27 protein-coding genes are annotated in these 26713 nt (G+C 39.6%); 26 read left to right on the top strand and 1 reads right to left on the bottom strand.

What is annotated here, in order from left to right:
* Window positions 1-188: 188 nt before the first annotated feature.
* Complete coding sequence (gene hpaR / locus PR725_RS12760; RefSeq protein WP_004905292.1) at window positions 189-644, bottom strand: homoprotocatechuate degradation operon regulator HpaR; 456 nt, start codon at window positions 642-644, stop codon at window positions 189-191.
* Between the two features lie 430 nt (window positions 645-1074).
* On the opposite strand from hpaR, the gene PR725_RS12755 reads away from it, so the two are divergent.
* The 26 genes from PR725_RS12755 (at window position 1075) to PR725_RS12630 (ending at window position 26689) form a co-directional block, all read left to right on the top strand.
* Window positions 1075-1704, top strand: coding sequence for a fumarylacetoacetate hydrolase family protein (locus PR725_RS12755; protein ID WP_109911939.1), 630 nt, complete (start codon window positions 1075-1077; stop codon window positions 1702-1704).
* Window positions 1704-2483 carry a fumarylacetoacetate hydrolase family protein gene (locus PR725_RS12750; protein ID WP_004914288.1) on the top strand — a complete coding sequence of 260 codons (780 nt, stop codon included), beginning with the start codon at window positions 1704-1706 and terminating at the stop codon, window positions 2481-2483. Before PR725_RS12755 ends, PR725_RS12750 begins: the two co-directional genes overlap by 1 nt.
* Window positions 2483-3949 (top strand): 5-carboxymethyl-2-hydroxymuconate semialdehyde dehydrogenase, encoded by a 1467-nt coding sequence (gene hpaE, locus PR725_RS12745; protein ID WP_004905295.1) that lies wholly within the window; start codon window positions 2483-2485, stop codon window positions 3947-3949. Before PR725_RS12750 ends, hpaE begins: the two co-directional genes overlap by 1 nt.
* Window positions 3950-4172: 223 nt before the next feature.
* Complete coding sequence (gene hpaD, locus PR725_RS12740; RefSeq protein WP_004914293.1) at window positions 4173-5054, top strand: 3,4-dihydroxyphenylacetate 2,3-dioxygenase; 882 nt, start codon at window positions 4173-4175, stop codon at window positions 5052-5054.
* Between the two features lie 9 nt (window positions 5055-5063).
* Window positions 5064-5447, top strand: coding sequence for a 5-carboxymethyl-2-hydroxymuconate Delta-isomerase (locus PR725_RS12735; RefSeq protein ID WP_004914298.1), 384 nt, complete (start codon window positions 5064-5066; stop codon window positions 5445-5447).
* A 55-nt stretch (window positions 5448-5502) separates the two neighbouring features.
* Window positions 5503-6729 (top strand): Bcr/CflA family multidrug efflux MFS transporter, encoded by a 1227-nt coding sequence (locus PR725_RS12730; protein ID WP_117162839.1) that lies wholly within the window; start codon window positions 5503-5505, stop codon window positions 6727-6729.
* On the top strand, window positions 6726-8189 hold the full coding sequence (locus tag PR725_RS12725; protein WP_110732248.1) for an NAD-dependent succinate-semialdehyde dehydrogenase: 1464 nt from the start codon (window positions 6726-6728) through the stop codon (window positions 8187-8189). Before PR725_RS12730 ends, PR725_RS12725 begins: the two co-directional genes overlap by 4 nt.
* Before the next feature lie 192 nt (window positions 8190-8381).
* Window positions 8382-9185: a 2-oxo-hept-4-ene-1,7-dioate hydratase gene (gene hpaH, locus PR725_RS12720; protein ID WP_004914311.1), complete on the top strand. Its 804-nt coding sequence runs from the start codon at window positions 8382-8384 to the stop codon at window positions 9183-9185.
* Between the two features lie 9 nt (window positions 9186-9194).
* The gene (gene hpaI, locus PR725_RS12715; RefSeq protein ID WP_196723330.1) at window positions 9195-10001 is read left to right on the top strand and encodes a 4-hydroxy-2-oxoheptanedioate aldolase; all 807 of its coding nucleotides are present in this window, start codon (window positions 9195-9197) and stop codon (window positions 9999-10001) included.
* 163 nt (window positions 10002-10164) lie between these two features.
* A complete protein-coding gene (gene hpaX, locus PR725_RS12710) occupies window positions 10165-11532 on the top strand; it encodes a 4-hydroxyphenylacetate permease (RefSeq protein ID WP_004914317.1) in 1368 nt (455 codons plus the stop codon).
* Window positions 11533-11703: 171 nt separating this feature from the next.
* Complete coding sequence (gene hpaA / locus PR725_RS12705; protein ID WP_004914320.1) at window positions 11704-12594, top strand: 4-hydroxyphenylacetate catabolism regulatory protein HpaA; 891 nt, start codon at window positions 11704-11706, stop codon at window positions 12592-12594.
* A gap of 523 nt (window positions 12595-13117) precedes the next feature.
* Complete coding sequence (gene hpaB / locus PR725_RS12700) at window positions 13118-14680, top strand: 4-hydroxyphenylacetate 3-monooxygenase, oxygenase component (protein WP_004914324.1); 1563 nt, start codon at window positions 13118-13120, stop codon at window positions 14678-14680.
* Window positions 14681-14699: 19 nt separating this feature from the next.
* Window positions 14700-15218 (top strand): 4-hydroxyphenylacetate 3-monooxygenase, reductase component, encoded by a 519-nt coding sequence (hpaC, locus tag PR725_RS12695; RefSeq protein ID WP_109911935.1) that lies wholly within the window; start codon window positions 14700-14702, stop codon window positions 15216-15218.
* Between the two features lie 364 nt (window positions 15219-15582).
* Window positions 15583-16401 carry a winged helix-turn-helix domain-containing protein gene (locus PR725_RS12690; RefSeq protein ID WP_272569277.1) on the top strand — a complete coding sequence of 273 codons (819 nt, stop codon included), beginning with the start codon at window positions 15583-15585 and terminating at the stop codon, window positions 16399-16401.
* Window positions 16391-16873 carry a FidL-like protein gene (locus PR725_RS12685; protein WP_109911933.1) on the top strand — a complete coding sequence of 161 codons (483 nt, stop codon included), beginning with the start codon at window positions 16391-16393 and terminating at the stop codon, window positions 16871-16873. Before PR725_RS12690 ends, PR725_RS12685 begins: the two co-directional genes overlap by 11 nt.
* 401 nt (window positions 16874-17274) lie before the next feature.
* Window positions 17275-17826 (top strand): fimbrial protein, encoded by a 552-nt coding sequence (locus PR725_RS12680; protein WP_109911932.1) that lies wholly within the window; start codon window positions 17275-17277, stop codon window positions 17824-17826.
* A gap of 42 nt (window positions 17827-17868) precedes the next feature.
* On the top strand, window positions 17869-18438 hold the full coding sequence (locus tag PR725_RS12675) for a fimbrial protein (RefSeq protein ID WP_109911931.1): 570 nt from the start codon (window positions 17869-17871) through the stop codon (window positions 18436-18438).
* Window positions 18439-18472: 34 nt separating this feature from the next.
* Complete coding sequence (locus PR725_RS12670) at window positions 18473-20962, top strand: fimbria/pilus outer membrane usher protein (protein WP_110732250.1); 2490 nt, start codon at window positions 18473-18475, stop codon at window positions 20960-20962.
* A gap of 13 nt (window positions 20963-20975) precedes the next feature.
* Window positions 20976-21704 carry a fimbrial biogenesis chaperone gene (locus PR725_RS12665; RefSeq protein WP_272569270.1) on the top strand — a complete coding sequence of 243 codons (729 nt, stop codon included), beginning with the start codon at window positions 20976-20978 and terminating at the stop codon, window positions 21702-21704.
* A 28-nt stretch (window positions 21705-21732) separates the two neighbouring features.
* Complete coding sequence (locus PR725_RS12660) at window positions 21733-22083, top strand: hypothetical protein (RefSeq protein ID WP_102139510.1); 351 nt, start codon at window positions 21733-21735, stop codon at window positions 22081-22083.
* The gene (locus PR725_RS12655) at window positions 22076-22603 is read left to right on the top strand and encodes a fimbrial protein (RefSeq protein ID WP_102139511.1); all 528 of its coding nucleotides are present in this window, start codon (window positions 22076-22078) and stop codon (window positions 22601-22603) included. The genes PR725_RS12660 and PR725_RS12655 overlap by 8 nt, the downstream gene beginning before the upstream one ends.
* An 11-nt stretch (window positions 22604-22614) precedes the next feature.
* Window positions 22615-23124, top strand: a complete 510-nt coding sequence (locus PR725_RS12650; RefSeq protein WP_004905345.1) for a fimbrial protein — start codon at window positions 22615-22617, stop codon at window positions 23122-23124.
* Window positions 23125-23139: 15 nt separating this feature from the next.
* Window positions 23140-24192 (top strand): adhesin, encoded by a 1053-nt coding sequence (locus PR725_RS12645; RefSeq protein WP_109911927.1) that lies wholly within the window; start codon window positions 23140-23142, stop codon window positions 24190-24192.
* A gap of 18 nt (window positions 24193-24210) precedes the next feature.
* Window positions 24211-25656, top strand: a complete 1446-nt coding sequence (locus PR725_RS12640) for an O-antigen ligase domain-containing protein (RefSeq protein WP_226538033.1) — start codon at window positions 24211-24213, stop codon at window positions 25654-25656.
* A gap of 59 nt (window positions 25657-25715) precedes the next feature.
* Complete coding sequence (locus tag PR725_RS12635) at window positions 25716-25979, top strand: helix-turn-helix domain-containing protein (protein WP_109911926.1); 264 nt, start codon at window positions 25716-25718, stop codon at window positions 25977-25979.
* 152 nt (window positions 25980-26131) lie between these two features.
* A complete protein-coding gene (locus PR725_RS12630; protein ID WP_228367442.1) occupies window positions 26132-26689 on the top strand; it encodes a LemA family protein in 558 nt (185 codons plus the stop codon).
* Window positions 26690-26713 lie beyond the last annotated feature (24 nt).

Genomic DNA, 26713 nt, shown 5'->3' with positions numbered 1-26713 from the left:
GCACTTTTCCGCTTATTCATCTCACGTATGTAACCCAAATAACCGAAATATGGCCAATGATTAAATTTCTAAATAGTTCGAACTCTAGCAAGGCGGCAATTGAGGATAGTTTGGGGAGCATACATCAATATATGACCCAAATAGCCGAAAGAAGCCAACACAGCTAGAGCTCGAAATATGACGAAAATTTAGGCGCTCTTTCTCTTATCAGCAGCGATATTACTATAATCTGGGCTCTCTAAAGCGATTAGCTCATCCAACAACGCAGTTAATTGCTGCATTTTCTCTGGTGAAAATGCCAGCTCTATTTTTTGATAGCCTTCTTCCACTTCCTGCCGTGCTTTGTCATAGAGCTCTTGCCCTGCAGGTGTCAAAGAGACATATAATTTACGTTGGTCATTCAACGGTTTTAAGCGGAAAATTAAACCTTCGCGCTCCATACGGGTTAGGATCCCCGTTAAACTTGGGCGCAGAATACAGGTTTGAACTGATAATTCATGAAAATCAATTGAACGCTTATCAGCTAAAACTCGAATGATACGCCATTGCTGTTCAGTCAAATTATACGACTTTAATATCGGCCGGAAAAAACCCATTGCGGTTTCTCTTGCCTGCAATAATGCAATTGTCAATGATTCATGCATAAGATTAAAACTCACCACTTAATTAACGTTACTTAACCCAATTTTGGCATTTTATGGCAGTTGCCATTTCGCTTTGTTGGCCCTGTACTTTGATGAAATCACATACCATAACTATGAGCTTTCACATCACCAGTTTGCCTTATTTAAGAGTAGCACGGTCAAATAACAATCTCAAAGAAAAACCCTAAAATATTAATGAGTAAATAATTTAAAAACTCACTTTTAAGTTAATTTTTTGTAAATCAAAAAAAATTCAAAAAATAATAATTTCTTTTATAACATCAACTTACAAAAAGATAACTTAATTATGTTAATGAGATCACAATTAAAATTAACATTTCCATAAACCTATTGCTAATTTCAAAATTATACTTTATTAATATATTAATAATTACTCGAAAGTTGAATTCTTTTCATTAAGGAGTTGTCAATGAAAGGCACTGTATTTGCCGTTGCCCTCAATCATCAAAGCCAGCTTAGCCACTGGCTTGAGGCATTCCAGCAAGCCCCTTATAAAACCCCACCAAAAACCCCAGTGTGGTTTATTAAGCCGCGTAATACGCGTATCAATTCAGGCGAGAAAATTTTGCATCCCGCTGGTGAAGAAGTGCAAAGTGGCGCTACGCTTGCTTTGGTGATCGGTAAAAATGCACGTAAAGTCAGTAAGACAGATGCACATCAGTTTATTGCTGGGTTTGCGCTGGCAAATGAAGTGAGCTTGCCAGAAGACACCTTCTATCGCCCTGCCATTAAAGCAAAATGCCGCGACACGTTTTGTCCAATTGGTGAAATGGTTGCAACTTCGCTAAATAATCCTGTCGATATCATCACCCTAGTAAATGGTAAAGAAGTGGATCGCTGGTCAACAAAAGATCTGATCCGTGATGCGAGTGAGTTAGTTGCTGCATTAAGTGACTTCGCCACCTTAAAGCAAGGGGATGTGATCCTGCTCGGCACACCACAACAACGTGTCACCATCAAACCCGGTGACGAAGTGGTTATTCAAGCGGAAGGCTTTCCTAGCCTGAAAAATACCGTTGTGGCAGCAGGAGGAAAATAATGTCTACGATTACAAAACACGCAAAAATCCTTTTTAAAGGCACTGAATATTCCGTCACCGTCGGTGATAACGAAGCCATTACGTTACCTAACGGGGACGTGATTGCGGGTGATTCTCCTGATGTTGAATGGTTACCTCCTGCGCAAGGAACCTTGTTTGCCCTAGGCCTGAACTATGCCGACCACGCTGCCGAATTAGAATTTAAGCCACCTGAAGAGCCTTTAATTTTCTTAAAAGCAGAAAGCAGCTTAACGGGTCATCGCCAAGTTTCTGTTCGCCCTGATAATGTGGAATATATGCATTATGAGTCTGAATTAGTGGTGGTGATTGGTAAAACAGCTCACAAGGTTTCAAGGGAAGATGCCATGGACTATGTCGCAGGTTACACCGTGTGTAATGACTATGCGATCCGTGACTATTTAGAGAACTATTATCGCCCAAATTTACGTGTTAAGAGTCGTGATACTTTAACGCCGATTGGCCCTTGGATTGTCGATAAAGATGCCATTAAAGATCCGCATAATTTGGCTTTGTACACCTATGTTAATGGTGAATTACGCCAAAAAGGCACCACTGCCGATCTAATTTTCGATATTCCTTTTTTAATTGCTTACCTCAGTGACTTTATGACATTGCAACCGGGAGACATGATTGCTACGGGGACACCAAAAGGGCTGTCTGACGTGGTACCGGGCGACGAAGTCATTGTTGAAGTTGAAGGCGTTGGCCGACTGGTCAACACCATTATCAGCGAAAAAGACTATGAGGAACGAGTGTAATGACTAAGATTAATCATTGGATCAACGGTAAAAACGTTGCCAGCAAAGACTATTTCGAAACCACCAACCCTGCAACGGGTGAAGTATTAGCAGAAGTCGCCGCGGGTGGACAAGATGAAATCAACCAAGCCGTTGCAGCAGCGAAAGACGCTTTTCCAAAGTGGGCCAATACCCCAATGAAAGAGCGCGCTCGCTTAATGCGTCGCCTTGGTGAATTGATCGACGAAAACGTCCCGCAAATCGCGGAAATGGAAACCAAAGATACCGGTTTACCTATTCACCAAACTAAAAACGTGTTGATCCCACGTGCTTCACATAACTTTGAATTTTTTGCTGAAATTTGCCAGCAAATGAACGGCCGTACATACCCTGTTGATGACAAGATGATGAACTACACCTTGGTTCAACCTGTGGGTGTCTGTGCACTGATTTCCCCATGGAACGTGCCATTTATGACCGCCACATGGAAAACCGCCCCTTGTTTAGCACTGGGTAATACTGCGGTTCTGAAAATGTCTGAATTATCACCATTATCGGCAAATCGCCTCGGTGAACTGGCACTAGAAGCCGGTATTCCAGCAGGTGTTCTGAACGTAGTTCAAGGTTACGGTAGCACTGCGGGTGATGCGTTAGTTAAGCATCATGATGTCCGTGCGGTTTCCTTTACCGGCGGTACGGCTACTGGCCGCACCATTATGCAAAATGCAGGCTTGAAAAAGTATTCTATGGAATTAGGTGGTAAATCACCTGTGTTGGTGTTTGAAGATGCCGATATTGAGCGTGCACTAGACGCAGCTCTGTTTACTATTTTCTCCATTAATGGTGAACGCTGTACGGCTGGCTCACGTATTTTCATTCAAGAAAGCATCTACCCTGAGTTTGTTAAACGCTTTGCTGAGCGGGCAAATCGCCTGATCGTCGGTGACCCGAACGATCCCAAAACCCAAGTGGGTGCATTGATCAGCCAGCAGCACTGGAACAAAGTTTCGGGTTATATTCGCTTAGGTATGGAAGAAGGCGCAACCTTGTTAGCGGGTGGTCCAGACAAACCGACTGATCTACCTGATCACCTCAAAGGTGGTAATTTCTTGCGTCCTACCGTATTGGCTGATGTCGATAACCGCATGCGTGTCGCCCAAGAAGAGATCTTTGGGCCTGTTGCTTGTTTAATTCCGTTTAAGTCTGAAGAAGACGGTCTACGCATGGCAAATGATATTGAGTACGGTCTTGCTTCGTATATTTGGACACAAGATGTCAGCAAGATTTTACGTTTATCACGCAGCATTGAGGCTGGCATGGTGTTTGTTAACACCCAAAACGTGCGTGACCTGCGCCAGCCTTTTGGTGGTGTAAAAGCTTCGGGTGTAGGCCGTGAAGGTGGCGAGTATAGCTTCGAAGTCTTCGCGGAAATGAAGAACGTCTGTATCTCCTACGGAGACCACAACATCCCTCGCTGGGGTGTGTAATAAAAAGCAAAATTATTCCGTAGCAAGCTACACCATTCTTTATTCTAAGTAATTTTGAATCAATGATAATTAATTTGGCTACTTATCCTAAATAATTCGTGTTGTAGCTAGGCGGTAAGTGAAGTTATCCCTAGGAGCATACTGAAGTATGTGACTAGGGTAACTTTATGAAGCCAACAACGCTACGGCGCGAAGTATGACGGATAAGCGAAGGAGGAAGGAAATGGGTAAGTTGGCACTCGCAGCAAAAATAACACACGTCCCATCCATGTACCTATCAGAACTACCAGGTAAAAACTTTGGATGTCGCCAAGCCGCTATCGATGGGCACAAAGAAATCAGTCGCCGCTGCCGTGAGTTGGGCGTTGATACTATTATTGTTTTTGATACACACTGGTTAGTTAACAGCGCCTATCATATTAACTGTGCTGACCACTTCAAAGGTATTTATACCAGTAATGAGCTTCCACATTTTATTCGTGATATGGAATATGAATATGATGGGAACTCCGTATTGGGCCAAATGATCGGTGAGGAAGCACGTAAATTAGGCGTTCGTGCTCAAGCACATGAAATTCCAAGCTTAACCCTCGAATACGCCACATTAGTCCCTATGCGCTATATGAATAGCGATCGTCACTTTAAAGTCATCTCGATTTCAGCCTTCTGTACTTCTCATAGTTTTGAAGACAGCCGTAAGTTAGGCGAAGCCGTACTGACTGCGATTGAAAAATACGATGGAACTGTGGCGGTACTAGCAAGTGGTTCATTATCTCACCGCTTTATTGATGACCAACGTGCTGAAGATGGCATGAACAGCTACACACGTGAATTTGATGAGCAAATGGATAAACGCGTCGTCAAACTTTGGCGTGAAGGACGTTTTGAAGAATTCTGCAAAATGTTACCTGAATATGCCGACTACTGCTATGGCGAAGGCCATATGCACGACACCGTGATGCTATTAGGTATGCTGGGTTGGGATAAATACGCCGAAAAAGTGGAAATTTTAACTGACTTGTTCGCAAGCTCTGGAACAGGGCAATTAAACGCGGTATTCCCTCTGCCTAGTTATATTACTGACAAACAAGCCACCACTGCGTAAGGAGTTGTTATGCCTCATTTTTATGCAGAATGTACAGAAAACATTCGTGATGACGCTCAGCTACCTGAGCTCTTCGCCAAAGTGAATGAAGCCCTTGCGGGAACAGGTATCTTCCCATTAGGTGGCATTCGTAGTCGTGCTATTTGGCTAGATACTTGGCAAATGGCCGATGGCAAGCACGATTATGCTTTTGTCCATATGACGTTGAAGATAGGTGCTGGGCGTTCTCTTGAAGATAGGCAAAAAACGGGGGAAATGATTTTTGAGCTGATCAAAAAACATTTTGCCGATTTGATGGCAAAACGCTACCTCGCATTATCTTTTACCATGGAAGAGCTTGATCCAGTTTTAAATTATAAGCAAAACAATGTTCATGCCTTATTTAAGGGTTAACAGTTTAAAGGTTAATGGTTTAAATCTTTATTTATCGTTTTATTGAGAGGGCAAGATGGTTAAAAATTTCGATAAACACATACCGCACTATTTGATCCCATTACTAGGGTCATTAGTGGCATTCGGTCCATTGTCTATCGATATGTACCTTCCTGCCCTCCCTCAAATGGGTATTGCGTTACACGCCACTCAAGGGCAAATGCAGTACACTCTTGGCGCCTTTTTTGCCGGATTCTGCATTGGAATGCTGTTTTATGGCCCACTAAGTGACCTTCTAGGTCGTCGGAAAATGTTGTTAAGTGGCCTTGCCATTTTTACTGTCGCCAGTTTGTTGTGCGCCCAAGCCACCAATGCAAATACTTTGATTGTATTCCGAGCGCTGCAAGCTTTTGGCAGTGGAGCGGCCATTGTGATGGCAAGAGCTATCGCTAGGGATGTTTACCCTGCTCATGAGTTACCTAAAGTACTGTCATTAATGACACTTGTGACCATGATAGCGCCATTACTGGCACCGCTATTGGGTGGTTTTTTACTCATTCATTTTCAGTGGCAAGTGATTTTCTATTTGCTGGCAGTGATTGGCTTGGCTTCGGTGTGTGCAATTTTTTTCTTACTCCCTGAAACGTTAACCCACCAGCGCGGTTCTGAAAATATACTTTGTGTCGCTTTCAAGAATTATGCACAGGTGCTCACAGACCGAGAAGCACTGAGTATTATTGGCACCATGGCTTTCTCCTTTGCCGGTATGTTTGCCTTTATCAGTGGTTCACCGTTTGTGTACATCAATTATTTCGGTGTTTCTGAACAACATTATGGTTTGCTGTTCGGCTGTAACATCTTGGGGATGATTGTCATGCTGTTGTTGAACGTTAAACTACTAAAAACCTATAGTTTAACGCGCATACTGACTATGCAAAGTGGGTTTCAATTAGCGTTTGGTCTGCTGTTACTCATATTTTACCAACAAAGTTTGCCCATAATTGTTATTCTAGTCGTACTGTTCTTATCGATGGTCAATGCTATCGGCACGAACAGTTTGTCACTATTACTGCAACATCGCGGGAAAATTGCAGGAAGTGCCAGTGCACTTGCCATTTCTATTCAGTTTGCCTTAGCGGCTGTCGCCAGCGTTGCAGTTTCTGTATTACAAGATGAATCCCCATTCGCTATGGCACTTGTTATGGCGCTTTGTGCCGGGTTAAGTTTTGCTAGCCAACAGCTATCAGCTAAAAATATCCGCCCACAAGTCCAATCAGTGTCTTCGGAGAACAACGAAAAATGAGCATAAATACCAATTCTACATTATTTCGCCAACAAGCTTATATCAACGGCCAATGGGTTGATGCCCAAAATAAAAGTGTATTTGAGGTCACTAACCCAGCAAATAACGAGGTTATCGCTAACGTCAGCAATGTCGGTGCTTTAGAAACTCAACAAGCTATCGAAGCCGCAGAAAAAGCCCTGCCGGCATGGCGTGCTAAAACCGCCAAAGAGCGCAGCCAAATTTTAAACAAATGGTTCCGTTTAATGATGGATAACCAAAAGGAATTGGCCGAATTACTCAGTGCTGAGCAAGGTAAGTCGATCACTGAATCGATGGGAGAAATTGCCTACGGTGCCAGCTTTATTGAGTGGTTTGCTGAAGAAGGTAAACGAGTGTATGGGGAAACCATTCCATCACCTCTGCCAGGACGTCGTCTGGTGACGATAAAACAGCCCGTGGGTGTGGTTGCGGCTATCACGCCATGGAACTTCCCAAATGCCATGATCACTCGCAAAGTCGGCCCTGCGCTTGCAGCTGGTTGTACGATGGTATTAAAACCTGCGGCAGAAACGCCATTATCAGCATTAGCATTGGCAGCGTTAGGGGAAGAAGCTGGCATTCCTGCTGGCGTGTTTAACATTGTTCCAGGTACTGATGCTAAAGCTATTGGTGGCGTTATGACTTCCAGCCCAATTGTTCGCAAACTCACATTCACGGGTTCAACGCGAGTCGGTAAGTTGCTGATGGAACAGTGTGCCAATACGGTGAAAAAGATGTCTCTGGAACTCGGTGGTAACGCGCCATTTATCGTGTTTGATGATGCTGATTTAGATGCAGCAGTACAAGGTGCATTAGCGGCTAAATTCCGTAATAGCGGGCAAACTTGTGTGTGTGCTAACCGTATTTTAGTCCAAGAAGGGGTTTACGATGAATTTGCAGCTCGTTTGGCAAAAGCGGTGAATGAACTGAAAATCGGACCAGCCACACAAGCGGACTCTCAACAAGGCCCTCTGATTAACCAAGCCGCGGTCGATAAAGTCACTGAACATATTGCAGATGCCGTTTCACACGGTGCAAAAGTGATTGCAGGGGGTAAACCAGCCCAATTAGGTGGCTTGTTCTTTGAACCGACGGTTATCACAGGTGTGACTGAGTCCATGAAGGTCGCAAAAGAAGAAACGTTCGGCCCACTGGCACCATTATTTAAATTCCGCGATGAACAAGAAGCGATAGCTCTTGCCAATGATACTGAATTTGGCTTGGCATCTTATTTCTATTCAAAAGATATCGGGCGTATCTACCGTGTTGCAGAGGCATTAGAAAGCGGCATGGTGGGTATTAATGAAGGCATTATTTCAAATGAAGTAGCCCCATTTGGTGGTATTAAGCAATCGGGTCTGGGGCGTGAAGGTTCACGCTACGGAATTGAAGATTATTTGGAAGTGAAATACCTCTGCTTTGGTGGTCTTTCCAATTAGAAAGACACATTAGCTGGCGGTCTTCGCTTTTAAAATCTTAGCTCTAAATAATTCGAGTTAGAACAAGGCAGTAAATGAGACTAATCCCTTAGGAGCATACCCGTGTGACTAGGGGATAGGCGCAAGCCTATCGTGAAGCTAACGCAGTTATAGCTCGAAGTATGACGAGCTGAGGTGCAAAAGGAAAATAAGATGTTACAAAAAGATGTCATATCGCAAATCGCACAGCGCCTAAATCAGGCTGAAAAATCACGTGAGCAAATTCGTCAGATCTCACTCGATCACCCAGAAATGACGATCGACGATGCTTATGCTATTCAAAAAGAGTGGGTTGGCGTGAAAATTGCTGAAGGACGCGTGTTAAAAGGCCATAAAATTGGGCTGACGTCTAAAGCAATGCAAGCCAGTTCACAGATTGATGAACCTGATTACGGCGCGCTTCTTGACGATATGTTTTTTGATGACGGCTGTGATATTCCAACAGACCGCTTTATCGTGCCACGCATTGAAGTTGAATTAGCTTTCGTACTCGCGAAGCCATTACGCGGGCCAAACTGCACCATCTTTGATGTGTATAACGCGACTGATTATGTGATCCCAGCACTTGAGCTAATTGATGCACGTTGCCACAACGTTGACCCTGAAACCAATCGCCCACGCAAAGTGTTCGATACCATTTCAGATAACGCAGCAAATGGCGCAGTAATTTTAGGTGGCAGACCAATCAAGCCACGCGATTTGGATATGCGCTGGATCAGCGCCCTGCTCTATCGCAATGGTGTCATTGAAGAATCTGGCGTAGCAGCGGCTGTACTCAACCACCCAGCGAATGGTGTGGCATGGCTAGCGAACAAATTAGCACCGCATAATGTACAACTTGAGCCGGGCCAAATTATTTTAGGTGGTTCATTTACACGCCCTGTCCCTGCTCGTAAAGGCGATGTATTCCATGTTGACTACGGCAATATGGGTTCCATTAGCTGCCGATTTGTATAAGGAATCCCCATGGATCTGTTAGAAAATAAATTCAAGAAAGCCTTAAAAAGTGGCCAACCGCAAATTGGTTTATGGCTTGGCTTGTGCAGCCCATATAGTGCTGAATTACTTGCCGGTGCAGGCTTCGACTGGTTATTAATTGATGGTGAACATGCACCAAATAATGTGCAAACGACCTTATCTCAGTTACAAGCTATTGCCCCTTATCCGTCACAACCCGTCGTTCGTCCGCCATGGAATGATCCAGTTATCATTAAGCAATTGCTAGATATTGGCGCACAAACGTTGTTGCTGCCAATGGTGCAAAATGCAGAGCAAGCCAAGCAAGCGGTACGCGCAACGCGTTATCCACCCGCAGGGATCCGTGGTGTCGGCAGTGCTTTAGCTCGCGCTTCTCGCTGGAACCGAGTACCTAATTATTTAACTCGTGCCAATGATGAAATGTGCGTGATAGTACAGGTTGAAACCCGTGAAGCCATGAATAATCTTCCTGAGATCTTAAAAGTTGAAGGTGTCGATGGCGTGTTTATTGGCCCTGCGGATCTTAGTGCAGATATGGGCTTTTCAGGCAACCCTAACCACCCAGAAGTCAAAGCTGCGATAGAAAAAGCGATTGTCCAAATTCGTGAGGCTGGCTTGGCACCAGGTATTTTAATGGCAGCCCCAGATGTTGCCGAACATTATCTTAAACTCGGCGTACTATTTGTTGCCGTCGGGGTCGATACCACGCTACTGGCACGTACCGCAGAAGCACTAGCAGCAAAGTTTGGTAAAACAGTCTCAGAGGTGACCTCGAGTGCACCCAGTGTTTATTAATAAAGCTATCTCTAAATAAGTTAATTTTAACCCTACAGACAAATAACTTAATTAGATAAATAAAAAATCAATATCGCAATATAGGGCAGACAGCACCATGACTGCCTACTAGTCCCTTGTACCTATAATAATCTGCAAAAGAAAGAATTGAGGGCCCTACAATATGAGTAATCAACAACTTGCAAGCACTAACCCTGCTGAACAACATAAAAATTTAACCGAACCGCAGCAGCGGGTGATTAATAAACTATTTAAACGTCTCATTGTATTTTTATTTGTGCTGTTTGTTTTTTCTTTCTTAGACCGTATTAATATCGGCTTTGCAGGTCTAACTATGGGGAAAGATATCGGCCTAACTTCCACCATGTTTGGCTTAGCAGCCACCTTGTTCTATGCCACTTATGTGATTTTTGGTATTCCAAGTAACATCATGTTAGGGATTGTTGGGGCTCGCCGCTGGATAGCCACCATCATGGTACTTTGGGGTATCGCTTCTACAGCCACCATGTTTGCCACAGGGCCAACCAGTTTATACGTCCTACGGATGTTAGTGGGTATCGCTGAAGCTGGCTTCTTACCGGGGATTTTAGTTTATTTAACTTACTGGTTCCCTGCCTATTTCCGTGCTCGTGCTAATGCCTTATTTATGATTGCGATGCCAGTCACCATGGCATTCGGTTCACTAGCTTCTGGTTATATTTTAGGCATGGATGGCATTTTAAACCTAAAAGGCTGGCAGTGGCTGTTCCTGCTAGAAGGTTTCCCATCCGTGATCCTCGGTGTGTTGGTTTGGTTCTATTTGGATGATTCACCAAAGAAAGCCAAATGGCTGACCCAAGAAGATAAAGACACATTGCAAGAAATGATGGACCAGGACCAACTAGAGCTTGTGCAACCTCATGGTTCAAAAAGCCATACAGCAATGCAAAATAAAAGTTTATGGAAAGAAATCTTCACTCCAGTCATTCTGATGTATACCGTGGCCTACTTCTGTTTAACCAATACATTAAGTGCCATCAATATTTGGACTCCGCAAATTATGCAAAGCTTCAATCAAGGCAGTAGTAATGCCATGATTGGGCTGTTAACTGCCATCCCACAGTTTTGTACTATCCTTGGGATGATCTATTGGAGCCGCCGCTCTGACCGGTTACAAGAACGGAAAATGCACACCGCCTTACCGTACTTATTTGCAGCAGCGGGGTGGGTGCTCGCGGCGATGACTAGCCATCCAGTCATTCAATTGATTGGTATCATCATGGCATCAACAGGTTCATTTACTGCAATGGCAGTGTTCTGGACAACGCCAGACCAATCAATCAGTCTACGTGCTCGTGCTATCGGTATTGCTGTTATCAACGCAACAGGTAATATAGGTTCTGCCGTCAGTCCACTGTTAATTGGTTGGCTAAAAGACCAAACCGGTAGCTTTAACTCAGGCCTGTATTTTGTGGCTGGCCTGCTGGTGGTCGGCGCGCTGTTAGTCATTGCTATCCCAATGAAAAACTCAAGACCAAGAGCAACACCTTAATGTTTTGATATTTTAAATGTTTTAATAACTTACGCTGCAAATAATTATTAAAGGGTGTTACCCAAAATAATTTGGCTTGCAGCTAGGCGGCAAGCAAGTTAATCCCTAGGAGCATACTGAAGTATGTGACTAGGGTTGGCTTGTGAGGCCAACAACGCTGCGAGCCGAAGAATGAAGGGTAACTCAACTTTAATTACCAATATAGACATCAGTACAGACTACGACGAAACCCAAGGCACCGACGACGTCCACTACCAAACCTTTGGCAACATGGCCGCCTTCTTTGGTCGCGACATGCAAGCTCATCGCCATGATGGTTTCTTTCAGTTGCACTATTTGGTTACCGGCCATATTACTTTGCAGCTCGATGAGTCACGCTATTCTGTTCAAGCCCCGTTATTTATTCTTACACCCCCTTCGGTTGCACATGCATTTTTCACTCAAGAAGACACTGACGGCCACGTACTCACCGTACGGCAAGACCTGATCACCCCGCTTCTTGGCTCACTGTACCCTGCCAATCCAGATTTGGTCGATATTCCTGCTATTTGTTTATCTGTTGCCGATAAGCCTGATGATATCGATACCTTTAACCATTACTGGGCATTAATGGCTCGTGAATCGGCTAATAACCATACAGGCAAAGACCAAGTTCTTGCCTCTTTAGCCCAAGCGCTATTTACCTTTCTACTGCGCTCTATTCCACTTGATGAGCACCCAACAACAGGGGTTAGAGGCGAACACCGCCTATTCCAGCGGTTTAATCAGCTTATTGACTTACACTATCATGAACACCTCGCAGTGCCTGAATATGCCAAAAAACTTGATGTCACAGAGTCACGCCTTAAAGATATGTGCCGGCGGTTCGCTAACCGGCCACCGAAAAGGTTAATTTTTGACAGAATATTGCGAGAAGCCAAGCGGATGTTACTGTTTTCCGATAGCCCTGTTTCAGAGATTGCCTACCAGCTCGGTTTCAAAGACCCCGCCTATTTTGCTCGTTTTTTTAACCGATTAGTCGGATGCTCTCCTAGCCTATGGCGGGAACAAAACCTTCATTAAAAAGGAGCCTTAGTGATTTTATTCTTATTTCTGAGAAAAAATCATCAATAGCTCCTTAGCTGTATCTCAAATCCTCTTCAAGTTTATCTCGATAAACTGTTACGCCCTCAAATCACGTTACATTTTAAAAACATTTTTGATATTTTATAAATTTCGTTTTAACTTTGTAAAAATACCAATAATGCTTAACCAAAAGTGAATACAAAGATCAAAAAAAAGAACAATTACAAAAAATAATACAATTAACATTAATATAGAAATAATTTTATTATTGAATAATAATCAATATGTTACAAATAAAATTAAGCATTACATTAATATCAAAACATCGAAGTGATCACATTTCTTTCACAAAGAACAATTTTCAACGAAAAGTACCAGCGAACCTTTAGAAAATCTCTTTAAAACCCCCTCGAAAAACGATTCAATTAAGAAACACAAAATAAACATAAAATTAACATATTCGCTTGCAACCTTTATACCCTATCAATGCAAGCCCTCATTGTGAGATAACGAGGTAGACATGAAACCAGAAGATTTTCGTTCAGATGCTAAACGCCCTTTTAATAGCCAAGAATACTTAAAAAGCCTACAAGATGGCCGTGAAATCTATATTTATGGCGAGCGTGTGAAAGATGTCACTACTCATCCAGCTTTTCGTAACTCTGCAGCTTCAATAGGACAGTTATATGATGCGCTTCATGATAAAACGACTCATGACCAACTTTGTTGGAACACCGACACAGGTAACGGTGGATACACTCACAAATTCTTCCGTTTCGCAACCAGCCCAGAAGAATTACGCCAACAACGTGATGCCATCGCAGATTGGTCACGCCAGAGCTACGGATGGATGGGACGCACTCCAGACTATAAGGCGGCATTCGCCAGCTGTTTAGGTGCGAACCCTGAATATTATGGCCAATTTGCAGATAACGCGCGCAATTGGTACAAACGCATTCAAGAAAGCGGTCTGTACTTTAACCATGCGATCGTTAACCCACCGATTGATCGTCATAAGCCCGCTGATGAAGTGAAAGATGTTTATATCAAACTCGAAAAAGAGACAGATGCAGGGATTATCGTCAGTGGTGCGAAAGTCGTTGCGACCAACTCCGCATTAACACACTATAACTTTATCGGTTTTGGCTCTGCACAAGTAATGGGAAATAACCCTGATTTTGCCCTGATGTTTGTTGCCCCAATGGACGCAGACGGTGTGAAATTAATCTCACGTGCATCTTATGAATTAGTGGCTGGCGCAACAGGCGCACCATTTGATTACCCGCTTTCAAGCCGTTTCGATGAAAATGATGCCATCTTGGTGATGGATCACGTGTTAATTCCATGGGAAAACGTCCTGATCTACCGTGACTTTGACCGTGCACGTAATTGGGCTGTCCAAGGTGGATTCGCACGTTTATTCCCATTACAAGCTTGTGTCCGCTTAGCGGTTAAATTAGACTTCATTACCGGATTGTTACAAAAAAGTTTAGAATGTACAGGTGTTATTGATTTCCGTGGTGTACAAGCAGATTTAGGTGAAGTGGTTGCGTGGCGTAACCTGTTCTGGTCCTTGACTGACGCAATGACTTCTGAAGCCAAAGCCTGGGAAGGCGGTGCATTCTTACCGGATACCCAAGCTATCCAAACTTATCGAGTTATGGCACCAATGGCTTACACCAAAATCAAGAATATCATTGAAAGTAACGTAACAAGTGGTTTGATTTATCTGCCATCAAGCGTTCGTGATATGAATAATCCAGAAATTGATAAGTATTTAGCTAAATATGTTCGCGGCTCTAATGGTATGGATCACGTTGAACGCATCAAGATCCTTAAGTTAATGTGGGATGCTATTGGTAGTGAATTTGGTGGGCGCCATGAATTGTATGAAATTAACTACGCAGGAAGCCAAGACGAAATTCGTCTGCAATGTCTGCGTCATGCACAAGGTTCTGGCAATATGAAAGCCATGACAGATATGGTTGATCGTTGCTTATCAGATTACGATCAACATGGATGGAAACGTCCACACCTGCATAACAACAATGATATTAATCAGTTAGATTCGCTGCTGAAATAGTCGGCAGCAGGAGGTCAAAATGTCTTTAGAAAATGAACATCGCCTGCGTTTCAGAGATGCGATGGCAAGTCTTGGTGCAGCAGTCAATATCGTCACCACGGATGGGACTGAGGGTCGCTGTGGAATTACAGCTACCGCAGTCTGTTCAGTTACAGATACGCCACCCACTTTGATGGTCTGTGTCAACCGCAACAGTGCAATGAATGCGGTTTTTCAAAAGAATGGCCGCCTGTGCGTGAACGTGCTGAGCCATGACCAAGAAGAGTTAGCGTGCCATTTTGCTGGGATGAAAGGTTCCACAATGGAAGAGCGTTTTAGCTGGAATGTGTGGGAAAAAGGCCTCTTACAACAACCTCAATTAAAAGGTTCTCTTGCTAATTTAGAAGGTGAAATTACACAAGTGCAAGATATTGGTACGCACTCTGTCTACATGGTTGAAATGAAACAAATCATTGTTAACGATACAGGGCATGGTCTCGTTTACTTTAAACGTAAATTCCATCCTGTTATGCACCAAATCCTTGAACCAACCGCATAATTGGTAAAGTATTTATATTAAATAGCCTCTTATACTTGAGGCTATTTTTTTATATCTCATCGTTTAGTCAAAATAATAGCTAGCAACAGACTTACTCCCCATAAAATGTTTCAGTCTGAAATTTTTTATACATATAAATTATTAGTTATTTTGTATAATTTTTAAAGGATAGTGTTTTTCTGGAAAAACAAATACTCCTTTAGCCTCCCACCTTTAAACATAACATGCGTAAACAAAAACCCAACCACCTGATTTTTAAGGGTTTTTAAAATTACACTAAATATGATTAATTGACATAACATAAATAACAGGTATAAACTCAAATAATATAAATATTTTTCCTATAAATACAATCAATCTAAAAATGAACTATTTGATTAATAATCATATTAATTATGACAGTCATCAGGGGCTGTTATATACCGACAATGTTGATAATGCATTAAAATTAACAACTACTTTAAATCGCTTGTTATTAGTCTTAGTGCAAAACAACCATGATATCGTTGACCGAGAAACCATATTACGCAGGGTTTGGGAGGAACATAACCAAGTCGTCTCTGATAATAACCTGAATAGTAGTGTGTCTGTACTACGACGCCATTTATCTTCCTTTTCTGATGAAGAAATTATCACAACAGTACCTAAAGTTGGGATTAAGTTTTCTGCTGACCTGAAAATTGAGAATGAGCGTGAGGAAATAAAGGATAATAATGACAAAGAATTGCTCACTACTGAGGTTGAACTAGGTTCTTCATCAGAAGCACCCGAAGGGATTCCCCCCCAAGCAAGCGAAAATAAAAAAAACTACATGCTGAATAACCGGTATGTTGAAATCTCACTTATTGGACTCATTATTTTTTGCTTATTATACCTATTTAAAAGTTATTTCTTTGCAAGCCGAACAGAATATCCTGAAGTTGGTCGTATCGATCAATGCAGTATCCGCTACATTAATAGTTACCATAAACCCGATACAACAACCATCAGCTTTGCGACAATTCAAAATGAACTCACGAAATTAAACCTTGATTGTAAAAAGCCAGCAACTGTTTTTTATTATAACGTTGGTATCGTTGCGAATGATAAAAATTTATATGACAATTTCCTATTTTTGTCGTATTGCCCAACAATACCGAAAGAGAGCACAACTGTGAGCTGTGAGAATTTTTATGTCAAATAAAGTATCAGCAAGAATGCTTTTTTTGTTTATTACATCTATAACTCTAGTTTTTATTAGCTTATATGTTCATCACATAATTAATACTCCTGTTATTCCAAATTGTCAGACAACCTTAAAAATAAATATCTCTGATCACCGTTCTACCTTAAAAGGATTTTACCTACTAAGTGTTATTCCTAATGAAAACAAACCTGACCAACACACGTTCATCATGAATGGAAATATTAATGAAAATGGTAAAAACTATACTATTTCACGAAAATTTCTGATGAAACATGAATACTTAGGCGACCATTTTTTTTTACGTGTTGACAATATATTTATAGACCCAGGTGATCAGGCTCAAGGAAAAATCAATATTCGGGGAGTCCCTGAAATGAATCAACTTTATTTTTTAAAAATAAAAAAATTAACCGATACAAGTTATATTTTTGAAGAAAATTTCTCTCCACTTTTTATTTGCACTCTGTAAATTCAAAAAAAAACACAAAAAATGCATCAAATATTAATATTTTGATGCATTTTTTTTATTTCTAAACATCTCCAACCTTAAAACACCTTAAAAGCACAAACATTAAACATTTCACAGCAAATTAAATCAACATAAAAACATTAATAGACATTAAAAAAAACTAAATATCAAACTATAACTTTGAATTTAATTAAAATTAAAGAATTTTATTCCACTTTACACCTGAGAAGGATAAGATTTCCTCCGTCGAAATGACCCACGCTAAAAACGATTATGTTAAGCGTTCTGTGATTAGGACATTTGAAAATCCATTGATGGATACTGAACTTTATTCCTATGCCAGTACTTATATAAAGGCTTACTAGGGATCAAATATTTACTTATTTTTAAGGATGTAAGATATGAAATTAAATAAACTTTCCATTGCTGTTTTATTCGCTACTTCTGCTATTTCAACTTCTATCTTTGCTAGTGGTAATAGCGGTGAATTACATTTCAGCGGCCAAGTTGTTAATGCTCCATGTAATATTGAATCAGAAAGTACAAAACAAGAAGTTCCATTCGGTCAACTTTCTCGTGCATCTTTAGAAGCGGGTAATGCAGCAGAGAAAGATATCGCAATTAAATTAAAAGAATGTAATTTTGATGAGTTTAGCAAAGACACTGAAGGTAAGTGGGTTGCTGTTAAAGATATTAAAATTACCTTTGGTGGTAAAAACTATGTCGGTACTGATAAAGAATTCTTAGGTACTACTGGTACAGCTTCAAATATCGGTATTCAAATCAAAGATTTCAAATTTGATGAAGCCAAATCTGTTATGAATCAAATTCGTAATAAACAAGGTGAAAACGTTTTAGAATTTACTGCATTAGCTAAACGTGTTGATGGTACAACACCCGTTACCGAAGGTGAATTTAGTTCTATTGCTGATTTTAAAATCACATACGAGTAATTTTTTTAGGGGAGAGAATTCTCTCCCCATAAAAGGCTCATTATGAAAAAAAATACTTATCTATGGATTGCCTTATTATTTAACTCGATTAACTCTAATGCGACTAGCTCTAACCTTGGACATATTCAAGATGGTCTTCGAGGTGAAACAGTAATGCAAGGTTATATCGTTGCGGCACCTTGTTCAATTGAAACTGATAGTCAATATCAATATATAAATTACGATTATATTTCTAACTATAGTATAAATAATATAGAAGATGAAAAATTAATGCGAAAACCTTTCTATATAAAATTAAATAACTGTATTAGTGAATATGACAGCAGTAATCATAAAGGTATTAAAATTCGTTTTTTTGCACCGCAAGATACGTATTCTAATGCAATAAAACTATCAGGCCCAAAGCCTGGGGTTGTCCTATATATATACGATATTAATAATAATTTATTAATGCCAAATAAACTCTATCCTATTTCTAATAATTACGTTTATTTTGATAAAAAGAGTAAAGAGAGCTTTTTAAAATATGAAACAGAATTGGGTGCAAGTAATAACGAAATTACACCTGGCGATTACTTTACCACAATTAAATTCAACGTTACTTACGATTAGTAAATAAACTCATAATTAATTTGATGAAAAAATCATGGTTAAATTTAATATTTACTCTTACATCATTGTGACTTCTTTTGTATCTTCAATCTCTTCGTTAGCCTATGCTGTCGAATTTAATACCGATATGTTAGATACGGAAGACACTCAAAATATTGACTTTAGCCAATTTTCTCAGGCTGGATTTATTATGCCTGGTATTTATCATTTAACCCTCAAAGTCAATAATGAGAGTATGGGTAGTGCACAAGATATCACTGTGATAGCGCCACAATCCCAAAACAATAATTTATTCGATACCGTTTGTGTTCCCGTTAATATTCTTGATCGTTTAGGGCTTACTCAAGACGCAATTAAATTAATTAAATATCGTGATGAGGGTAAATGCCTTGATTTATCTCCGCTTGAAGGTGCTTCATTAAATGTAGATTTATCAACATTAACGCTATCCATTTTAATTCCACAAAGCTATTTAGAATATACCGATCCCAGTTGGGTTCCTCCTTCACGTTGGGAGGAAGGGGTAAATGGATTTTTATTAGATTACAACCTAACAGGTTCTTTAACGCGTCGAGATTCAGGTTCACGAGAATCGTACCTTTCTGCTAACGGAACAACAGGGCTTAATTTTGGTGCATGGCGTTTACGCGGTGATTACCAAGCAAACTATCGAAAATCGACAGGAAGCTTCAAGAACCAATATAGCGATGCCACATTTAGCCGATTATTTGCATATCGCTCAATAAAATCTATTGCATCTATTTTAACGTTAGGTGAGAACTACTTTTACTCTGCTATTTTTGATTCTTGGCAGTACACCGGGGTATCTCTTGAAACCGATGAAAATATGATGCCCCCTAAATTAACGGGTTATGCACCAGAAATTATTGGTATTGCTCAAACTAATGCCACTGTTATTGTCAAAAGCCATAACCGTATAGTTTTAGAAACAACCGTACCGGCTGGCCCTTTTCGTATCCAGACACTAGATAGCTCCATTCGTGGAACATTAGATGTGACTGTACGAGAAGAAAATGGTGAAGAGCAACAATTTAGCATTACCACTGCAGCATTACCCTATTTAACGAGACCAGGGCAAATCCGCTATAAATTTGCAGCGGGTAAACCACGTTTTAATGGCCGCCAGCTCGAAGGTGATTTAACTGCGTCGGGAGAACTCTCTTACGGGTTAAATAACCTTTGGTCTATCTATGGGGGATCCGTTTTATCAAAAAATTATCAGGCATTTTCAGCTGGCTTTGGCCGTGACCTGTTTTCATTCGGTAGCCTTTCGTTCGATGCGACTCAGTCACATGCTCAATTGCTTGATAAAACATTAACTGGCCGAAGTTATCGACTTAGTTATTCAAAATCATTTGATGAAGCCAGAACTGACATTACATTCGCAGGGTATCGTTTCTCTGATGAAACCTATCGCTCTTTGCAACAAACGTTGGATGAACGACGTACTGGTAATGAAAGCCAAGCTCAAAAAGAAAGCTATCAAGTTAATATTAATAAATATTTTGATGATTTCTCATTGGGTGGAAACTATCAATATAATACTTATTGGAATAGTGAAACAGAAGAACAATACAGCTTATACCTAAGTACTCTTTTAAATTGGGCGGCTATTGGGCTAAAAAATATTAACCTGACAGCGTCTGCAACTCGTTCAAAAAGAGCAGGATATCAAGATGATGCGATCAGCTTATATTTCACTATTCCTTTAAGTCAAGGAAGTAGCGTCAGCTTTTCTGAAGGTTATACCCGCAACCAAAATGGCCAACACAGCTCAACACATAATATCGGCTATAGCGGATATAGTGAGCAGCGCAATTATAACTTAAATGTCGGTTATCAAACAGGAAGCCATCAGGATGACCAAACCAGCTTTAGTGGTTATTTAAACCAAAATCTTCCTTATGCCTCCATTTCAGGAAACGCAAGTTATGTCCCGAACGAATATCACAGTGTTGGGGGATCAATTAATGGTGGAATTACCTTAATTAAAGAAGGCATTGCCATGCACCAAGCCGCTTATGGCGGTACTCGACTCGTTGTAGAAACACCTGGAGCAGCTAACGTTCCTCTGAGTGGTGGCGTTTATCAAACTAATCACTTTGGACTCGCTGTATTGCCAAATGTGAGTAGTTATCGGAAAACCAGTGCATCTATTAATACCAGTAAATTACCAAAGGATGTTGAAGCATTAGAGACTGTCACCGATGCAACTTTGACTCGTGGAGCAATCGGATATCGTCGCCTCAACGTTATTCAAGGTGAAAAAACGTTCGCTCGCTTAAAGCTGGCTGATGACACTTATCCACCTTTTGGCACTAGCGTGCGTAATAGCAACAATATTGAGCTCGGAATTGTTGGTGAACAAGGTATTACGTGGATTGTTGGTATCCAACCTAAAGACTTACTCAATCTCTATTGGGGAAATAAACACCAGTGTAGCGCCCATGTGCCTGATGTGATTAATCCTCAGGAGATTTACCCAACTATTATTTGCCGTTAATAAGAGAACTAAGATGAAATTGAATTCCCCTTTTTTATTACTTACTAGCGTATTCACGCTGACTATGAGTGTAATTTCAGTTACGAATGCTGCGGTTACACTTGATCGCACTCGTATAATTTTCGATGGAAATCAATCGTCTATTAATATTACGATCCGTAATGATAACCCGGAGCTACCTTATTTAGCCCAGTCGTGGTTGGAAAATGCATTAGAACAAAAATTGGAAACCGGCCCTATTATTGCCACTCCGCCGATTCAGCGCATGGAGCCCAAATCAACTAGCCTAGTTCGCCTAAGCACCGCACCTGACATTGCAAAGTTACCGCAAGACAGGGAATCCCTGTTTTATTACAACCTGCGTGAAATCCCGCCTAAATCATCAGAAGCGGGTGTGTTGCAAATTGCATTACAAAGCCGTGTAAAACTATTTTATCGCCCTGAAAACATTGTTGCACAAAGCAAAACAGATTGGACGAAACATATAACATTAACAACAACATCATCGGGCTATACATTAAATAATCCAACACCATTTTATGTAACTGTAATTGGTTTAGGGAACAGCCAAAAACAATCTGAAGAAAGTGATTTTGACGCGGTTATGGTACCGCCAAAATCTAATCAAATGATTAAATCCTCCAAATTTTCAACACCTTACCTGACATATATCAATGATTATGGTGGAAAGCCTTCACTTGCTTTCAAATGCCAAGCTTCAAAGTGCAGTGTGACGGAATAATGAGTAAAAAATAGATAGGAGCAGAACAATGAAATTGAATTACCTAGCACTATGGGCTTTTGCTATACCTATTTTTGCTGAATCTGCTGTGCCTGTGACAACAGGTACGATATATATCAATGCGCGTATTGTTACTGCTCCTTGTCTACCTGATATCTCATTAAAATTAAATGAAAGTACTTTAATTGCAGCAACCTATAGCGTGGAAATGCATTTTTCTCATTGTAGCAAACCAATACAAAAGCAAGCTTGGGCGCCGTTTACACTGAAATTAGGCAATAACCAATACGTGCTAACACAACCACGACGCAATAACACCATTTTATTCTCTATTCCTGCTAGTAATAAGATGCAACGTGTGGAAATAAATTATGACTAGATACTCAACATTATTATTTAGCCTTTTATTCCTAACATGGAATACCAGCTTTGCCAATAGCCTAACCGTTTACTTTGAGGGTGTGCTAGTGCCTCTTGGTTGTCGGCTGAGTGATGATGATACACAAAAAAAAATATATCTTTCTGGGCTACGTTTTTCTTCAATCGAAACATTAGGACGTTCAGATATGCAGCCATTTAAGTTGGATATCATGGACTGTTCTGCAATGGCTTTGAATAAAACGATCAAAATAACGTTAAATACCCAAAATATTGAAACACATAATGGTATTAATTATTTAAAAACCACAGGTGAATCTAATGTTTTATTAGCTCTGACTGATAGTCGTGGTAAAGAACTGGAGCTTAATACAACAATTGATGTCAGCACAGTTACTGAATCAGGTAAAGGATCTGTTAATACACTTTTATTTGGTGTTTATGCTCAAAAACCCTTTAGTACTCGTTTAAAAACAGGGGGGTTTTCCTCAACTGTTACTTTTAACCTTGATTATCAATAAGGAGAATTGAAATGAAATTCATTTGTTTTTCATTCCCTTTAATTAGCTTATTAGTTTCCTTAGGTACTCAAGCGGATGTGCTAATTTCTCTTTCTGCTAAATTGGTTAGACCGCCATGTGTACTTACAGCAGAAAATGGCGAAAAAGAATTAGTCATTAATTTTCGAGAGGTGGCGCTAGACAGACTAACTGAAGAAAAACAGTCCTTTGGTATTCTCATTAAACAATGTGAACTTCGAAAAAATTTACAAGTTTACCTATCTCCTAGAGAAGGAAGTACTTTAACAATAAACAATGAAACCGTGCTTGCGACCTCTATTAATGGATTGGGTATTCGTTTTTCAGAAGAAAATAAAAGTAATGCACTCAACCTTAATAAATGGGAAAGGATTGCTCCATCCGTAAGTGGTGATACAGGGAAAGTTGTTATTCAATCACAATTAGTCACTAATCAAGCTATTGAAAATCTCACTGCAGGGCCATTTAGTGCCGCTTTATCAGTGATGGTTGATTATCTGTAATATTGGGAAGTCTTTATGAAAAATATAAAAATATATTCACCATTACTTTTGTTACTACTCTTAATTAGCTTAAATTCCTATAGTGCGACCCGCTATTCAGGAAGTGGTGGTGGTTATAAAATGAGCTTAGTATCTAACAACTCCGTTGTTTCTAACACCCCAGCAATTGGAAGCGATAACAATAAATATTTTTTAATCGCTCCAGCAAATAGCTCCGGTATTGTTATTAATGAAAGTACATCTCAGCCTTATGGCTCTGTATATTGTACTGTGAACTTCTTACAAGGTAATTATTCCGCTGGTCTTCCTTGGAGCTACGCCTACCACCGTGTCTTTGCCTATATGCCAGAGGCAGGCTTTACTATTGGTGGGCTGACCGCATATAAAATAAACAACAATACATTTTTTACTCTTTATTCTGAGAATGGAATAACCAGTGGCTGGCGAAATATTTCAGGGAGAGGATGTTCTAATGAAGAAATGGGGCCATTAGCAACATCATTTTTTACTGTTCATTTTCCTTTTACCGTTAGAGTTTATGTCAAAGATATTCCTGTTGATGGAAAAATTGTTATTCCAAACGCAATGATCGCAGGTTATACACGATTATTCCAAGACTATGGAACACCAGATATTTATGTACCTATTGATAAAGCCACCGTTAAATTAGACCTTGCTACATCAGTTATCAATTATCCGTCAAATTGCCGTTCCAATATTGATAATTTAAATATTGATCATAAAACACTGGATGCTTATGAATTTAATAGTAAAGAAACTCGTACTGTTACCTATACATGCGATAGAGTGCAGCCAGTTAAAGTAAAATTAACTTTAGACTATGCCACAGATAGCGATCCACAAAAAAGACTCCCTTTAAAATCAGGAAATAACACTATTTATTCTGAGCTTACAATTTATGATGAACAAAATAATCAAAGTGGAAAAACATTTGAAACAACAATTGATAAAGTAAAAAACATTATGATTGAAAGTAAAGTTTCTGGTTATGACGCTGAACCAGGAGACTACAAAGGTAATGCTTGGTTAATCGCCACATTTATTTAATTTAGCGGTAAGTGTACTATGATAATAATATCCCGCGCACTATTTATTGGTATCTTTATTGTTTGGCACCTTGCTAGTCTTATTTATATCGATAGCCTAGGAAGCCTAAGACAATCATTACCACAAAACATTATTAGTTGGTTATCTATTTCCTTGACAATATCTATTATTGCATTTACTGTTTTCTATCGGAAAATTAAAATAATCATTACATTACCTGCTATTTGCTACTGTTTCTCTTTAGCCATTCTAATGATGGGATTAATATCTTATCAGGGAGAAAATAATAGTATTGATTTTTGGTATTGTTCTGGTATTACTGTTGGCGTATTACTCTATATTGCAGGGTTACAAGTGAGAAAAAAATGGTTAATACAATCATTTTGTATTTACTGTTATATCACTATTAGTGTAGCTCAAGCCTTTATCACTGCATATCAATATATATTTGAAGCCGATATTTTTTATCTTGCATCTGGTATGAGGTCAAATGGATTATCACAACAAGTCAATATATTATCAGTTAACATGGCGGCTGCATGCTTATTATCTCTAATGACTCTTGTGTTATCACAATTTTCGTTGTTATCTGAGCGTTATGAAAAAATTAGGGTTGTATTACTTGGAACTTGTATTTTATTTTTCACATTAACTTTAGTTGTTCTGCAGTCTGTTATTGCTTGGCTAAGCTTTACTGTTTGTGCATTTATTTTTATTTGCCTTTTTTACAAGAAAAATCCTCTACGTGTTAGCGCTAGTTATTTTATTATTGCTGTAGCAATTTTTATTGGAATTTATCTAATAAGGCTATGCCCTCAGTATATTGCAACTGAAATTATGAACCAATTCCATTTAAAACAAATGTTGCGTTTTTCTATTACTTTATTCTTAGAGAAACCTTATGATGCATGGGAGCAGTCTTTTTTATTTGAAAACAGTTATGAAAGAACAGCAATTCCTTTTTTCAGCCCTAAAATGTATATTGTTCCTCATCCACATAATGAAATATTACTCTGGCTGATGACTGGAGGGTTCACTAATTTGATTTTTTTATCTTTATTATTAACCGGAGGTATCTATGTCGTATTTCAATCTTTTATAAAATATAAAATTAACGGAAATGGTTACCCATTGGCAATCATTCTATCAATAACCCCTATTATTATACATAATCATGTTGAATACCCTTTTTTACTTTCTGTATTACACTGGGGGATCGTCATATTATTTCTATCATTCTCAGATGCCGCTTTCGCATTAGAAGAACAATCCCTATTTTATATTAACAAGCAACTATCTTATTTATTCAGCTTTATTATATTTATTATTGGATTGGGTGTATTTATTATTGGGCTATTTCTATTTAATGGAGAGAAATCTTTTTATGCACAGGGTAGTTATCATAACGAAAGCATAGCAATTCGAGTATCGAGTTCAATTAGCTTAGAAAAAAATAACGTATAAAAAAACATAAATAAACCTAATTTTCACTCAAGTAGTGTTATATTAATCAGGACAGTATTATGAGAATATATCAAACTGAAATTTCAAACACCTATATAGGACTACAACTTCGTAAGCGCCGCTTGCAAATGGGCTGGACAGCACACACTTTAGGGAAAAAGTCGGGATTAAGCCAACAACAAATTTCCCGTTATGAACGCGGTACGCAGAATTTTACGATTCATCGACTATGTATATTTGCTAATGTACTGCAGTGTGACCTAGATTATTTTCTTGAACAGAATATCTATGAGAACCATTCCCTTGTCGATATAAATCTTTAAGCACTGTTTAAACAGTAAAATCTGATTTTGTCATAAAGCAAGATCAGATTTTCTTTATTCTAACCTCACTTTCATTCTTTTCTGATTGCATAAGCGATAAGGCTCTTATATTTTTAACTCAAATCACTGATCATGGGTTAAAAGGTACCAATATGACCATCACACTTATCGTTGTATTTGTTTTACTCTTATTGGCCATAGGTTGGGGAATCTCTATCTATAACCGTCTAATCAACACCCGCAATCAAGTCAGCAATCAATTTGCCAATATTGATGTTATTTTAAAGCAAAGAGCAGATCAGATTCCTCAGCTAGTCACTATTACGGAAAAAGCGATGGAACATGAACAAACGTTATTTACCTCATTAAGTGATGCACGCCAACGCTATTTCAATGCCCAAAATATGAATGAAAAAATCGCAGCATCGAATGAAATGAACCGTGCACTGGGTAACCTTGTAGCCATTGCGGAAAATTACCCCACCCTCATTTCTGGTGAGCAATTCACCCAATTACAAATCGCTTTAAGTGATGTTGAAAATAAAATAGCCCAACGACGTGAAGGCTTTAACGACGCAACAACAGAGTATAATACTGCAATACAAATGTTCCCTGATAGCTTAATTGCCAATGCCTTTCGTTTTTCAGCACTGCCATTACTTGATATTTCTGAAGATGAAAAAAAATATCAAGGCGTCCAGTTTAAATAATGTAAGCCTAAAGGTATTAATGCG

The organism is Providencia sp. PROV255 (assembly GCF_028478065.1).
In the GTDB taxonomy this organism is placed as follows: domain Bacteria; phylum Pseudomonadota; class Gammaproteobacteria; order Enterobacterales; family Enterobacteriaceae; genus Providencia; species Providencia rettgeri.
Note: the sequence above shows the minus strand (reverse complement) of the source record. Positions and strands in the feature narration are given on the sequence as shown.

Bases quoted from the DNA above. Each gene is read 5' to 3' on its own strand.
- hpaR (WP_004905292.1), bottom strand. From the start codon at position 644: ATGCATGAATCATTGACAATTGCATTATTGCAGGCAAGAGAAACCGCA.
- PR725_RS12755 (WP_109911939.1), top strand. From the start codon at position 1,075: ATGAAAGGCACTGTATTTGCCGTTGCCCTCAATCATCAAAGCCAGCTT.
- PR725_RS12750 (WP_004914288.1), top strand. From the start codon at position 1,704: ATGTCTACGATTACAAAACACGCAAAAATCCTTTTTAAAGGCACTGAA.
- hpaE (WP_004905295.1), top strand. From the start codon at position 2,483: ATGACTAAGATTAATCATTGGATCAACGGTAAAAACGTTGCCAGCAAA.
- hpaD (WP_004914293.1), top strand. From the start codon at position 4,173: ATGGGTAAGTTGGCACTCGCAGCAAAAATAACACACGTCCCATCCATG.
- PR725_RS12735 (WP_004914298.1), top strand. From the start codon at position 5,064: ATGCCTCATTTTTATGCAGAATGTACAGAAAACATTCGTGATGACGCT.
- PR725_RS12730 (WP_117162839.1), top strand. From the start codon at position 5,503: ATGGTTAAAAATTTCGATAAACACATACCGCACTATTTGATCCCATTA.
- PR725_RS12725 (WP_110732248.1), top strand. From the start codon at position 6,726: ATGAGCATAAATACCAATTCTACATTATTTCGCCAACAAGCTTATATC.
- hpaH (WP_004914311.1), top strand. From the start codon at position 8,382: ATGTTACAAAAAGATGTCATATCGCAAATCGCACAGCGCCTAAATCAG.
- hpaI (WP_196723330.1), top strand. From the start codon at position 9,195: ATGGATCTGTTAGAAAATAAATTCAAGAAAGCCTTAAAAAGTGGCCAA.
- hpaX (WP_004914317.1), top strand. From the start codon at position 10,165: ATGAGTAATCAACAACTTGCAAGCACTAACCCTGCTGAACAACATAAA.
- hpaA (WP_004914320.1), top strand. From the start codon at position 11,704: ATGAAGGGTAACTCAACTTTAATTACCAATATAGACATCAGTACAGAC.
- hpaB (WP_004914324.1), top strand. From the start codon at position 13,118: ATGAAACCAGAAGATTTTCGTTCAGATGCTAAACGCCCTTTTAATAGC.
- hpaC (WP_109911935.1), top strand. From the start codon at position 14,700: ATGTCTTTAGAAAATGAACATCGCCTGCGTTTCAGAGATGCGATGGCA.
- PR725_RS12690 (WP_272569277.1), top strand. From the start codon at position 15,583: ATGAACTATTTGATTAATAATCATATTAATTATGACAGTCATCAGGGG.
- PR725_RS12685 (WP_109911933.1), top strand. From the start codon at position 16,391: ATGTCAAATAAAGTATCAGCAAGAATGCTTTTTTTGTTTATTACATCT.
- PR725_RS12680 (WP_109911932.1), top strand. From the start codon at position 17,275: ATGAAATTAAATAAACTTTCCATTGCTGTTTTATTCGCTACTTCTGCT.
- PR725_RS12675 (WP_109911931.1), top strand. From the start codon at position 17,869: ATGAAAAAAAATACTTATCTATGGATTGCCTTATTATTTAACTCGATT.
- PR725_RS12670 (WP_110732250.1), top strand. From the start codon at position 18,473: ATGGTTAAATTTAATATTTACTCTTACATCATTGTGACTTCTTTTGTA.
- PR725_RS12665 (WP_272569270.1), top strand. From the start codon at position 20,976: ATGAAATTGAATTCCCCTTTTTTATTACTTACTAGCGTATTCACGCTG.
- PR725_RS12660 (WP_102139510.1), top strand. From the start codon at position 21,733: ATGAAATTGAATTACCTAGCACTATGGGCTTTTGCTATACCTATTTTT.
- PR725_RS12655 (WP_102139511.1), top strand. From the start codon at position 22,076: ATGACTAGATACTCAACATTATTATTTAGCCTTTTATTCCTAACATGG.
- PR725_RS12650 (WP_004905345.1), top strand. From the start codon at position 22,615: ATGAAATTCATTTGTTTTTCATTCCCTTTAATTAGCTTATTAGTTTCC.
- PR725_RS12645 (WP_109911927.1), top strand. From the start codon at position 23,140: ATGAAAAATATAAAAATATATTCACCATTACTTTTGTTACTACTCTTA.
- PR725_RS12640 (WP_226538033.1), top strand. From the start codon at position 24,211: ATGATAATAATATCCCGCGCACTATTTATTGGTATCTTTATTGTTTGG.
- PR725_RS12635 (WP_109911926.1), top strand. From the start codon at position 25,716: ATGAGAATATATCAAACTGAAATTTCAAACACCTATATAGGACTACAA.
- PR725_RS12630 (WP_228367442.1), top strand. From the start codon at position 26,132: ATGACCATCACACTTATCGTTGTATTTGTTTTACTCTTATTGGCCATA.